The 12,912-nt window shown below is 67.7% G+C and carries 10 protein-coding genes; all 10 read left to right on the top strand.

Annotation, left to right across the window (positions count from 1 at the left end; all coding sequences use genetic code 11):
- Positions 1-179: 179 nt before the first annotated feature.
- The 10 genes from ABB28_RS18120 (at position 180) to ABB28_RS07280 (ending at position 12,345) form a co-directional block, all read left to right on the top strand.
- Positions 180-344, top strand: a complete 165-nt coding sequence (locus ABB28_RS18120; protein ID WP_161809860.1) for a hypothetical protein — start codon at positions 180-182, stop codon at positions 342-344.
- Between the two features lie 39 nt (positions 345-383).
- Positions 384-2,567: a methyl-accepting chemotaxis protein gene (locus ABB28_RS07320; protein WP_057508007.1), complete on the top strand. Its 2,184-nt coding sequence runs from the start codon at positions 384-386 to the stop codon at positions 2,565-2,567.
- 193 nt (positions 2,568-2,760) lie between these two features.
- Complete coding sequence (locus tag ABB28_RS07315) at positions 2,761-3,540, top strand: flagellar brake protein (RefSeq protein ID WP_057508006.1); 780 nt, start codon at positions 2,761-2,763, stop codon at positions 3,538-3,540.
- Positions 3,541-3,628: 88 nt separating this feature from the next.
- Positions 3,629-4,120: a chemotaxis protein CheW gene (locus ABB28_RS07310; protein ID WP_042611989.1), complete on the top strand. Its 492-nt coding sequence runs from the start codon at positions 3,629-3,631 to the stop codon at positions 4,118-4,120.
- 129 nt (positions 4,121-4,249) lie between these two features.
- Positions 4,250-4,630, top strand: a complete 381-nt coding sequence (locus ABB28_RS07305; RefSeq protein ID WP_057508005.1) for a hypothetical protein — start codon at positions 4,250-4,252, stop codon at positions 4,628-4,630.
- A gap of 96 nt (positions 4,631-4,726) precedes the next feature.
- Complete coding sequence (locus ABB28_RS07300) at positions 4,727-7,087, top strand: methyl-accepting chemotaxis protein (RefSeq protein ID WP_057508004.1); 2,361 nt, start codon at positions 4,727-4,729, stop codon at positions 7,085-7,087.
- A 396-nt stretch (positions 7,088-7,483) separates the two neighbouring features.
- Positions 7,484-9,754 carry a methyl-accepting chemotaxis protein gene (locus ABB28_RS07295; protein WP_057508003.1) on the top strand — a complete coding sequence of 757 codons (2,271 nt, stop codon included), beginning with the start codon at positions 7,484-7,486 and terminating at the stop codon, positions 9,752-9,754.
- A gap of 55 nt (positions 9,755-9,809) precedes the next feature.
- Positions 9,810-10,682, top strand: a complete 873-nt coding sequence (locus ABB28_RS07290; RefSeq protein ID WP_057508002.1) for a CheR family methyltransferase — start codon at positions 9,810-9,812, stop codon at positions 10,680-10,682.
- Positions 10,679-11,275 (top strand): chemoreceptor glutamine deamidase CheD, encoded by a 597-nt coding sequence (gene cheD, locus ABB28_RS07285; protein WP_042611992.1) that lies wholly within the window; start codon positions 10,679-10,681, stop codon positions 11,273-11,275. Before ABB28_RS07290 ends, cheD begins: the two co-directional genes overlap by 4 nt.
- Positions 11,272-12,345 carry a protein-glutamate methylesterase/protein-glutamine glutaminase gene (locus ABB28_RS07280; protein WP_057508001.1) on the top strand — a complete coding sequence of 358 codons (1,074 nt, stop codon included), beginning with the start codon at positions 11,272-11,274 and terminating at the stop codon, positions 12,343-12,345. Before cheD ends, ABB28_RS07280 begins: the two co-directional genes overlap by 4 nt.
- The last annotated feature ends 567 nt before the right edge of the window (positions 12,346-12,912 follow it).

Genomic DNA, 12,912 nt, shown 5'->3' with positions numbered 1-12,912 from the left:
GAGGCCCGCAGGATGCGGCTTCTGCCGTCCCCCGATCAGCCCCACCGCCCGGCCCAGCACCGGAACGCAGCGCCATGATTTCGGGACAATCCGTGCGCGCCGTCACACTCCCATCACGCACAGGTCAAGTTCGTCCCGTCACGGCCGTTACTGGACTCACCACACCGCCCGGTCTGCCGATGGACGCTTCCGCTGACGTCGCCGTGCCCCGACAGCGCTTCCCCCGCGCGCTGGTCGGCCTGCTGTTGCTCGGCCTTTGGATGGGCTGGGCAGCACCGGCGCTGTGGTACCAGCACGCCGATTCTCCCATTCCCCTGTGCGTCGCCCCCACCGACCGCCGTTGAATCACCAAGCCGCTGTTCATGCCAGAAGGAGCATTGCGCATGTCCACCACGCCACGTACCGCGGATTCGTTCGCAGGTCACGAAAAACTTCCCTTCCTGCAGGTCCTGACGGCAGAAGCCGATCGCCTGTTCCTGGGCGTCAGCGGCCTGCTGGCGCTGGTGTCGATGGGGCTGGCGCTGCGCGCCGGTGCCTGGACCCCGTTCCTGGCCATCAGCCTGCCCACCCTGCTGGTCGTCGCCGCGCAGGTTCGCCTGCTGCCGGGCACGCGCTTGTCGCGCTGCACCGTCGCGCTGGCCTGGATGGTGCAGGCCGCCACCTTGATCCACCAGACCAGCGGCCTGCTGGAAACCCACTTCACCGTGATCGTGCTGATCGCCCTGCTGCTGTACTACCGCGACTGGCTGCCGCTGGTGGTGGCTGCCGCGGCCATCGCCGTGCACCACGTGCTGTTCTTCTACCTGCAACACCGCGGCCTGCCCTACCCGGTGTTCAGTGCCGGCAGCGGCATCGGCATCCTCGCCCTGCATGCCAGCTACGTCGTGGTCGAAACCGCGCTGCTGTCGGTCATGGCGATCCAGATGCGCCGCCAGCTGCTGCTGCTCGGCCACGACCCGCGGCAACTGGCCGCACTGGCGCGCGGCGTGGCTGCCGACCAGCCGTTGCCCGCCGGCATCCAGGCCGAACAGTTCCCGGCCGACTCGCTGGCGCGCACCCTGGTGCAGACCAGTACCCAGCTGTTGCAGCGGCGCGAGCGCGAACAGGCCGCGCTGGCCGACACCCTGCGCATCCGCACCGCATTGGACGATGTCACCACCAACGTGATGATCGCCGACCGCGAGCGCAACATCGTGTTCGTCAACCGTCCGCTGCAGCAGATGCTGTCCGCGGCCGAATCGGACCTGCGCCGGGACCTGCCGCAGTTCGATGCCAGCCACCTGATCGGCCAGAACATCGACATCTTCCACCGCAACCCGGCCCACCAGGCCAAGCTGCTGGATACGCTGTCCACCACCTACCGCGCACAGATCCGCGTCGGTGGCCGGCTGCTGCGCCTGATCGTCAACCCCATCGTCAGCGACCAGGGCGAGCGCCAGGGCTTCGTGGTGGAATGGGCTGATCGCACGCTTGAAGCCCAGGTCGAAGCCGAGCTTGAACGCATCGTGCAGGCAGCCGCCAACGGTGACTTCAGCGGCCGCGTGGCCTGCGAAGGCAAGGAGGGCTTCTTCCTGCAGCTGGCCCAGCAGCTCAACGGCCTGATGGATGCAAACGCCACCAGCATCGAACAGATTTCCGCGCTGCTGTCGGCGCTGTCGCAGGGCGATCTCACGGCACGCATGGAAGGCGATTTCCACGGTGTGTTCGGCCGCATCCGCGACGATGCCAACGCCACCATCGCCCAGCTGACCAGCATCGTCGGCAGCATCCAGGACGCGTCCACCCATATCAACGGCACCGCTGCCGGCCTGGCCCAGGGCAACGGGCACCTTGCCAGCCGGACCGAACAGCAGGCGGCGAGCCTGGAAGAAACCGCCGCCACGATGGAAGAGCTGACCGCCACCGTGCGGCAGAACGCCGAACATGCACGCACCGCCAACCGCGTGGCCAGCGACGCGGCCGACGTGGCGGCCTCCGGCGGCGAGGTGGTGGGCAACGTGGTCACCACCATGAGCGACATCGAACACGCCTCGCGTCGCATCGCTGAAATCATTTCGGTGATCGACGGCATTTCCTTCCAGACCAACATCCTGGCCTTGAACGCGGCCGTGGAAGCCGCCCGTGCCGGTGAACAGGGCCGTGGCTTCGCGGTGGTCGCCTCCGAAGTGCGCGTACTGGCCCAGCGTTCGGCCGAAGCGGCCAAGCAGATCAAGGGCCTTATCGAAGACTCGGTGGACAAGGTGGCGCACGGTTCGACGCTGGTGCAGCGCGCCGGCTCGACCATGCGCGACATCGTGCAGTCCGTGCAGCAGGTGAACCAGATCATGGCCGAGATCGCCGCGGCATCGCAGGAACAGAGTGCCGGCATCGAACAGGTCAGCCAGAGCATCACCCAGATGGACGCCAACACCCGCCAGAACGCCGCCCTGGTCGAAGCATCGACCGCGGCCACCCATGCCATGGGATCGCAGGCAGCGGGGCTTGCCGAGGCCGTGGCGCGCTTCCGGCTGCACGACGATGGCAGCGAAACCGCCGTGATGCGGCGGCTGCGCGAGCTGGCGGGCTGACCCCGGCCGGTAGTGACGGCCGCTGGCCGTCATCGCCTGGTTGCGCGCACGGCGCGGCGCAACCGATGCAGCCATCCAAGGCGCCCTGCAGCGGGGCGCTGTAATGGGGTTCAGGAAAACAGGATCTTGCCGATATGCTGGAATACCACCGTGTCCTACGTCACGGTTTTTCCCGCACTCGAACGCAGAACCGATGTCCGCAGGCAGCCACGATGCAGCACAGGATCACCCCACCGCGCACGACGACAGCGCCGATGAACGCTTCCTGGTGCGAAATCCGCTGCAGATCCGCCAGCTGCTCAGGCAGCTGATCGACCAGCGGTCACTGATCAACGCCCACATCGGCGGTCGCGACCAGAGCTTCCCCACCGCGGTGCTGGAACTGGACGAGGACCTGGACCAGCTGCTGCTCGACGGCAGCCCGCAGGAGGCCTCCAACCGTGCCGCCGAAGCGGCCGGCCACCTGTTGTGCTTTGCCCAGCTCGACCGGGTGCTGGTGCGCTTCCGCGTGGACCATATCGAGCGCCTGGACAACGGCCGCCACGTCGCGTTCCGGACCACCCTGCCGGACGAGATGGTGCACCTGCAGCGCCGCGAGATGTACCGCCTGGAGACCCCGATCACCGATTCCCCGCAGCTGGTGCTGCCGGCCGCCGACGGTCGCCCGGAACGGCTGGCGATGCGCGTGGTGGACATCAGCGGCGGCGGACTGGCGGTCACCCTGCCCGCGGAGTACGCCGTGTTCGGACTGCAGAAACGCTACGACGCCGAACTGAGCCTGCCCGATGGGCCTGACCTGCAGGTCAGCCTGATCGCCTGCAACGAGCGCCTGCAGAAGCTGCCCAACGGCAGCGAAGTGACGCGCGTGGGACTGCGCTTCGACCGCCTGCCGCGCGGCGGCGACAGCGCCATCCAGCGCTACATCTTCCGCATCGACCGCCAGCGCAGCGCCCGCAAGAACGGCGAGCTGTAACCAGCAGGACAGCGGGATCCTAAAGTCCCGCCCGGATCCGCCGATATCGAGCCTGAGACCGGCAATCACGGCACCCAGGACACCCTCGATGAACGACAAGAACCAGGCCCACGCCGATACCGGCGGCGAGTTCCTCAGCTTCACCCTCGGCGATGAGCACTACGGCGTGGACATCCTCAAGGTGCAGGAGATCCGGGGCTACGACGCGGTCACCCGCGTGCCCGATGCGCCCGATTACATCAAGGGCGTGATCAACCTGCGCGGCACCATCGTGCCGGTCATCGACCTGCGCCTGAAGCTGCGCCTGGAGAACGCGCGCTACGACGCCTTCACCGTGATGATCGTGCTGAACGTGGAAGACCGCGTGGTCGGCATCGTGGTGGACAGCGTGTCCGACGTGATCCCGCTGGCCGCCGAGCAGATCCGCCCGACGCCGGAGTTCGGCGCCGCGGTCGATACCCGCTTCATTTCCGGCATCGGCACCCAGGACGACCGGATGCTGATCCTGCTGGACATCGAAACCCTGCTCGACAGCGCCGACATGGGCCAGCCGGCAGTGGCCGAAGAAGCCGCTGCCTGATTGCAGCGGATCGAAACAAAATCCTTCAGTTCCATCTGCAACGGCCGATAGGGGATTCAAGGACCGCCCGCGACGGAACGCACCAGGCCGGCCACCCGATCCCCATCCCCATTACTGGAGTACCTGTAGATGAAGTCCCTGTTCGCCTTTGCATCGGCCACCCTGCTGGCTGCCACCGCCCTGACCGCCTCCGCCCAGTCGGCCATGATTCCGCCGGAAATGGCCCCGCGCCAGGTCGGCAAGGAAGGCATGGTCTGCGGCAAGGTCGAAAAGGCCCGCTTCGCCGAAGGCTCGGAAGGTTCGCCGACCTTCCTGTACATGGGCGGCGCCTTCCCGCGCCACACCTTCTCGGCCCGCATCGCCGGCGCCAACCGCGGCAAGTTCAGCTTCCCGCTGGAATCGCTGGAAGGCAAGACCGTGTGCGTGATCGGCAAGATCGAGCGCGACGCCTCGCGTGCTGAAATCGAAGTCAGCTCGCCGGCTGGCCTGAAGCTGGCCGACATCAAGTAAGACCGGTTTGTCCTGCCACGCCGGCACGGCCGGCGTGGCTGCTGCACCCGGGCCATGGTGGCCCGGACGCGTCCGCCTTTGGAGAGTGCAACGCCCATGCCCTGGATCAACAACCTCAAACTGATGCCCAAGCTGCTGCTCACCTTCGGTGTGCTGCTGCTGGTGATGCTGCTTCAGGGCATCGTGGCCTACCGTGGCCTGCACTCGCTCAATGACGTGACCACCGACCTGGCCGGCAAGCGGATGGAAAGCATCCGCATGGCAGGCGAAATGCGCGGCATGCTGGGTGAATACCGCAACTCCGCCTACCAGCAGCTGATCCGCGCCAGCGATGACGTCAAGGCCGAAGCACACACCCGCGCCGAAGACCTGCGCAAGCAGCTGGATGCCTCGATCAAAGCCTACCCGGCAATGGTCGACAACCCGCAGCAGAAGGCCCTGTTCGATACCTTTGTCAAGGACTGGAACGGCGCACTCGCCTCCTACGATTCGGTCAGCGAAATGCTGGAACTGCAGCTGCCCGACGATGCCATCGATACGTTCGTCGGTGAGACGCGCACCAAGCACCGCGCTTCGGCCGCTGCACTGGAAACGCTGATCGCCGAAGACAACCGCCTGGCCCGCGCTGCGCGCGAGCAGGCAGAATCCACCTATGCCACCTCCGCCACGCTGATCATCATCGCCCTGCTCGGTGGCGCCGCGCTCGGCTTCGTGCTGGTGTGGCTGTTCGCCCGTGCCCTGGTCGGCAGCGTGCGCGGCGCGGTGAGCGTGGCCAACGAAGTGGCCAGCGGCAAGCTCGACGGCCACATCGACACCTCGCGTTCGGATGAAGTGGGCGACCTGATGCAGGCCATGCAGCGCATGCAGCGCGATCTGCGCGAACGCATCGAACGCGACCAGGCCATCGCCAGCGAGAACCTGCGCATCCGCACCGCACTGGATTACAGCTCCACCGGCGTGTTCCTCAGCGATGCCAACCAGCAGATCGTCTACGCCAACCGTGCGCTGGCGCAGTCGCTGGTCGAGCATGCCGCCGAAGTGCGCAAGGACCTGCCGGACTTCGACGTCGAAGCGCCGCTGGTCGGCCGCCCGGTCGCCGAACTGGAAGTGGGCGGCAAGGCCGATGCGGCCGTGCTGTCCGAACTGGAGCGCAACGGCGTGGCCCGCCGCGAAGTGCAGTACGGCCAGGCACAGTTCGCCCAGGTCATCTCCACCATCCGCAACGAAGAAGGCGAAACGGTCGGCCACGTGACCGAATGGCGCGACCGCACCCCGGAAGCCGCCGTTGAAGCCGAAGTGGCCCGGGTCATCGCCCGCGCGGCCGCCGGCGACCTCACCGACCGCGTGGACAGCGAAGGCAAGGACGGCTTCTTCCTGCAGCTGGCCAACCAGATCAACGGCCTGCTGGATGCCAACGCATCGAGCATCGACCAGATCTCCCAGCTGCTCAACGCGCTGTCGCGCGGTGACCTGACCGCGCGCATGCACGGCGATTACCAGGGTGTCTTCGCGCAGATGCGTGACGACGCCAATGCGACCGCCGAACAGCTGAGCAGCATCGTCACCCGCATCAAGCATTCCAGCCGCGCCATCAACTCGGCCGCCGGTGAAATCGCCAGCGGCAACAGTGACCTGTCGCGCCGCACCGAGCAGCAGGCGGCGAACCTGGAAGAAACCGCGGCCTCGATGGAGGAACTGACCTCCACCGTGCGCCAGAACGCCGAACATGCCCGCCAGGCCAACCAGCTGGCGATCGGCGCGGCCGGCGTGGCCAGCCAGGGTGGCGAGGTGGTCGGCCAGGTGGTCACCACCATGTCGGCCATCCAGACCTCGTCCAAGAAGATCGCCGAGATCATCTCGGTCATCGACGGCATCGCCTTCCAGACCAACATCCTGGCGCTGAACGCTGCGGTGGAAGCCGCACGTGCCGGTGAACAGGGCCGTGGTTTCGCCGTGGTCGCCAGCGAGGTGCGCACACTGGCACAGCGTTCGGCTGCAGCGGCCAAGGAGATCAAGGGCCTGATCGACGACTCGGTCGGCAAGGTCGCCGATGGTTCGGCACTGGTGCACAAGGCCGGCGCGACCATGGGCGAAATCGTCGCCTCGGTGCAGCGCGTGACCGACATCATGGCCGAGATCTCCGCTGCCTCGCAGGAACAGTCGGCCGGCATCGAGCAGGTCAACCAGACCGTGGTGCAGATGGACGAAACCACCCAGCAGAACGCGGCGCTGGTGGAAGAAGCCACCGCCGCCGCACGCGCCATGGAAGAACAGGCCGGCCACCTCAGCGAGGCGGTTTCGGTGTTCACCCTGGACGAGGCCGAGCTGCAGCACGACACCCCGGCACCGGCACGTGCGCGTGCGGCTGCACCGATTGCCAGCCCGTCCGTCCCGCGCCGCCCGGCCAGCCGCCAGCCGGCAACCGAGCTGGCCGATGGAGACTGGCAGGAGTTCTGATCCGTCTGCGTCTTCGGATACGGCCGGGCCTCGTGCCCGGCCTTTTTTTTGCGCGGTGGGTGACGACCGTGGGTCGTCACGCTGTCGCCCCCGCCGCTGCGCTCGCCGAGCATGGCTCGGCGCTACCGCCATCCCGGTAGTGACGGCCGCTGGCCGTCTTCTGCGGCGATGGGTGGCGAAGGCGGTGGGTGACGACCGTTGGTCGTCACGCTGTTCCCCCGCCGCTGCGCTCGCCGAGCATGGCTCGGCGCTACCGCCATCCCGGTAGTGACGGCCGCTGGCCGTCTTCTGTGGCGTTACCGCCTGCATCTTCGGCGCTCAATTGTCCGCCGTCGCGGCCGATAACACGGATGACGCGGCAGATCCGCGCCCCCTTCCCTGTTCTGGTCCCGCTCCATGACGCTCAAGCAACGCTGGCATCGCTACTTCGACAACCTCCCGGTTCGCCGCAAGCTCAACCTGCTCACCGTGCTGATCGCCATCGGCGTCATCGCACTGTCCATCGTCGCTGCGCGCATGCAGTACCTGGACCTGACCGAGACCCGCAAGGAATCGCTAGCGGTGCAGGTGGAACTGGCCGAGGGCGTACTGAGCCATTACCAGAAGCTGGCCGCCAGCGGCGAGCTGACCGAAGAGGCCGCCAAGGCCGCCGCCCTGCAGGCCATCGATGCCATGCGGGCGCAGGACAACGCCTATTACTACAACGTGCTGGACACGAACTATGTGCTGCTGATGCACCCGTTCAAGCCCGAGCGCGTGGGCAGCGTGCAGAAGGACTACACCTCCGTCGACGGCGTGCCACTGTATTACCTGCAGGTCGGCATGGCCCGCATCGGCGGCGGCTACACCTACTACCAGACCAACAAGCCCGGCGCGGAAAAGCCGATCGACAAGGTCACCTACGCGCACATGTTCGCGCCCTGGCAGTGGGTGGTCACCAGCGGTGTCTACATGGACGACGTGCAGGCCCAGGCGTGGACCTTCACCCTGATCATGGCCCTGACCGGCGGCATCGTCGTGCTGGTCGTGCTGGCCCTGAGCTGGGTGATCGGCAGCCGCATCGCCACCCCGCTGCGCAAGGCCACGCTGGTGGCCGAAGGCATCGCCGCCGGCAAGCTGGACAACGCCATCGGCGAACAGCCGCATGACGAACCCGGCCGTCTGCTGCACAGCATGGGCCGCATGCAGGACCAGCTGCACGCGGTGATCGGCGGCCAGCGCGAGATGGCGCGCCGCCACGAAGCCGGCGAGCTGGCCTACCGCATCGACGCCAGCAGCGTGCCCGGCGAATACGGGCAGATGGTGCGTGACACCAACACGCTGGTCGGCAGCCACGTGCAGACCCTGCATGACGTGCTGGCGGTGGTGCAGCAGTACGCCATCGGCGACCTGCGCGCCGATATCGCCCGCTACCCCGGCGACAAGGCCGCCATCACCACCACCGTGGATGCGGTGAAGGCCAACCTGGGCCGCATCAACGCGGAGATCAAGCGCCTGGCGGCCTCGGCTGCGGCCGGCGACTTCAGCCAGCGCGGCGATGCGGCGTCGTTCGAACACGATTTCCGCGCGATGGTGGAAAACCTCAACGCGATGATGGCCGTCAGCGATGACAACCTCGGCAAGTTGTCCGCGCTGCTGTCGGCCATCGCCGAAGGCAACCTGACCGCGCGCATGCACGGCGAGTTCCAGGGCGTGTTCGCGCGCATGCGTGACGATGCCAACGCCACGGTCATCCAGCTGACCCGGATCGTCGGCCAGATCCAGGGCGCGACCAGCAGCATCACCCTGGCGGCCGGTGAAATCGCCAGCGGGAACAATGATCTGTCGCGCCGTACCGAACAGCAGGCGGCGAACCTGGAAGAAACCGCCGCCTCGATGGAGGAACTGACCTCCACCGTGCGCCAGAACGCCGAGCACGCGCGCCAGGCCAACCAGCTGGCGATCGGGGCGGCCGGCGTGGCCTCGCAGGGGGGCGAGGTGGTCGGCCAGGTGGTCACCACCATGACCTCCATCGAAGCTTCGTCGAAGAAGATCGCCGACATCATCTCGGTGATCGACGGCATCGCGTTCCAGACCAACATCCTGGCGCTGAACGCCGCGGTGGAAGCCGCGCGCGCGGGCGAACAGGGCCGCGGTTTCGCCGTGGTCGCCAGCGAAGTACGTACCCTGGCGCAGCGTTCGGCGGCGGCAGCCAAGGAGATCAAGGGACTGATCGACGCGTCGGTGGAGACGGTCGCCGATGGCTCGGCGCTGGTGCACCAGGCCGGTGCCACCATGGGCGAGATCGTCGCCTCGGTGCAGCGCGTGACCGACATCATGGCCGAGATCTCGGCCGCGTCGCAGGAGCAGTCCGCCGGCATCGAACAAGTCAACCAGACCGTGGTGCAGATGGACGAAACCACCCAGCAGAACGCCGCACTGGTGGAAGAAGCCACCGCCGCGGCGCGCGCGATGGAAGAACAGGCAACCCAGCTTGCCGATGCCGTGGCGATCTTCCGCCTGGACAACCAGGTGGACGCCGCCGTACGTGCGGTCGCCGCCCGCATCGAGCGTCCGGTGATCGTGGCGGCGAGCCCCGCGCGCACCCCGGCACGTGCAGCGGCGCGTCCAGCCCCCACCCCGCGCGTGCTGCAGACGCCGGACGACGGCAACTGGCAGGAATTCTGATCCGCAACGGCGCGGGCACCTCCCCGCGCCTTCGTACCCGCACTGGACACCCCCCGTGACCCTGCCTGCCTCCCCGATCATCCGCACCGACACCCGCGAGTTCGACTTCGCCGACCGCGACTTCCGCCGCGTCTGCGAACTCATCCACCAACGCGCCGGCATCGCCCTGGCACCGGCCAAGCGGGACATGGTGTACGGACGCCTGTCGCGGCGCCTGCGTGCGCTGGGCATGCGCAGTTTCCAGCAGTACCTCGACCACCTGGAAAACGGCGGCGATGACGAGTGGCAGGCCTTCACCAACGCGCTGACCACCAACCTCACCGCGTTCTTCCGCGAGCCGCACCACTTCGACAAGCTGCGCGAGGAGCTCAAGGCACGCGCCGCCACCGCCACCAGCGCCAACCCGCTGCTGTTGTGGTCGTGCGCGGCGTCCACCGGTGAAGAGCCCTACTCCATCGCGATCACCGCCTGCGAAGCCTTCGGCACGCTGAAGCCGCCGGTGCGCATCGTCGCCACCGACGTGGATACCCAGGTGCTGGCCACCGCCGCACGCGGCGTCTACGCGATCGACCGCGTGGCGGGATTGGACCCGGACATGAAACGCCGCTACTTCCAGCGCGGCACAGGACCCAACGACGGCCAGTGCCGGGTGGTGCCCGCACTGCGCGAACTGATCGACTATCGCCCGCTCAACCTGCTCGCACCGCGCTTCGACATCGGCGGCCCGTTCACTGCCCTGTTCTGCCGCAACGTGATGATCTATTTCGACAAGCCGACCCAGCGCGACATCCTCGGCCGGCTCGTCCGCCACCTGGCCGACGACGGCATGCTCTACACCGGGCACTCCGAGAACTACCTGCATGCCGCCGACCTGATCCAGCCGTGCGGCCGGACCCTGTACCGTCGCGCACCGGGAGCACCGACGTGAGTGCCGCCCTGCGCGAAGACGATGTCATGCGCTACTACGACAGCCGCTTCAAGGTCACCGCCGCCAAGCTGCTGCCCACCCAGTACCTGGTGGTGGACGATGACACCGCGCTGACCACCATCCTCGGTTCCTGCGTGGCAGCCTGCCTGCGCGACCCGGTGCTGCGCATCGGCGGCATGAACCACTTCCTGCTGCCGGAAGGCAATGTCGGCGACGGCGCGCCCGCGCGCTACGGCAGCTACGCGATGGAACTGCTGATCAACGACCTGCTCAAGCGCGGCGCCAACCGCAAGCGCCTGGAAGCCAAGGTGTTCGGCGGCGCCAACGTGCTGAAGGGCTTCACCAGCAACCCGGTGGGTACGCGCAACGCCGAATTCGTGCGCCAGTACCTGCAGGCCGAGCACATTCCCATCGTCGCCGAGGATCTGTGCGGGATCCATCCGCGCAAGATCTGGTTCTTCGCTGACAGCGGCCGCGTGGTGGTCAACCGCCTGCCGCATGCACACGAAGCCGAAGTGGCCGCGACCGAATCGGCCGTGCGTGCCCGCCTGTCCAAAGCCCCGGTCACCGGCGGCGTGGAGCTGTTCGAATGAGCCTGGAACAACCCTGTCGCGTACTGATCGTGGACGATTCGGCCGTGGTCCGGCAGATCCTCAGCGAGATCCTGGCCAGCGATCCCGGCATCGAAGTGGTCGGCACCGCCGCCGACCCGCTGCTGGCCCGCGAGAAGATCAAGCGGCTGGCACCGGACGTGATCACGCTGGACGTGGAAATGCCGCGGATGGATGGCCTGGCCTTCCTGGAAAACCTGATGCGCCTGCATCCGCTGCCGGTGGTGATGATTTCATCGCTGACCGAGCGCGGCGCCGATACCACGCTGCAGGCGCTGGCACTGGGCGCGGTGGATTTCGTGTCGAAGCCGAAACTGGATGTGACGCGCGGCCTGCAGGGCTATGCCGATGAAATCATCGAGAAGGTGAAGACCGCCGCGCGCTCGCGCGTGCGTGCACTGGTGCGCGCGCCGGTGGCAGCCAAGGTCACGCTGGCATCGCCGGCCGCACCGATCGCGCCGCGGCCCTCGCAGTTCCGCACCACCGACCGCCTGATCGCCATCGGCGCTTCGGCCGGCGGTACCGAAGCGCTGCGCGTGGTCCTGGAAGGCCTGCCCGCCGATGCGCCCGCCGTGGTGATGACCCAGCACCTGCCGGCGACCTTCAGCACGGCATTCGCCGAGCGCCTGGACCGTCATTCGGCGATGGCCGTGCGCGAAGCCAGCGATGGCGAAGCGGTGCTGCCGGGCCACGCCTACCTGCCACCGGGTGGCAAGCACCTGCGGGTGATCCGCGATGGTGCGCGCTGGCGCTGCCGGATCGACGACGGCCCGCCGGTGAACCGGCACAAGCCGGCGGTGGACGTGCTGTTCCAGTCCGTGGCGCAGAGTGCCGGCGCCAATGCGATCGGGGTGATCCTGACCGGCATGGGCGATGACGGTGCGCGCGGGCTGCTGCAGCTGCGCCAGGCCGGCGCCCCGACGCTGGTGCAGGATGAGGCCACGTCGGTGGTATGGGGCATGCCCGGCGCCGCGTTCAAGCTCGGCGCGGCCGAAGAACAGCTGCCGCTGGAGAAGATCGCCGAGCGCCTGCTGGCACTGTCGCGCGCATGACCCGGTAGTGACGGCCGCTGGCCGTCAACGTCAACGTCAACGTCAACGTCAACGTCAACGTCAAACGCTGCGGGATCGTGGGGGGCCGGGCGGGACGGCAGTGCAGGACACGCCGTGAACCCGTCCGTGGGGGCTCGCTGTTCGCATCCATGCGAACAGACGGTCCTGCACTGCCATCCCGCCCCGCCCTGGACAGGTCCCTGGTCACGACCGGGTAGCGGAACAGTAGTGACGGCCGCTGGCCGTCAAACGCGGGCCATCCTCGCTCCGGTGGATAACAACCGTCGGTGTGTAAAGACCATTGGGTGGATGACGACCGTTGGTGGGTGACGACCGTTGGTCGTCACGCTCCTGCTTTCCGCTGCGCTCGCCGAGCACGGCTCGGCGCTACCCCGCTCCGTTCCGGTAGTGACGGCCGCTGGCCGTCTGCCTGCGCTCCTGGTGGGTGACGACCGTTGGTCGTCACGCTTCTGCCTGCCGCTGCGCTCGCCGAGCACGGGCCTGGGCGCTCCTCCCCCCGCTCGCGGAGTTACGGCCTCGTGCCGTGCGGGTCCGCGTCCGGTGGGG

Origin of the sequence: Stenotrophomonas chelatiphaga (assembly GCF_001431535.1) — a bacterium.
GTDB classification, from domain to species: domain Bacteria; phylum Pseudomonadota; class Gammaproteobacteria; order Xanthomonadales; family Xanthomonadaceae; genus Stenotrophomonas; species Stenotrophomonas chelatiphaga.
The sequence above is the reverse complement of the archived record's forward strand: the minus strand, read 5'-3'. Positions and strand labels throughout refer to the sequence as shown.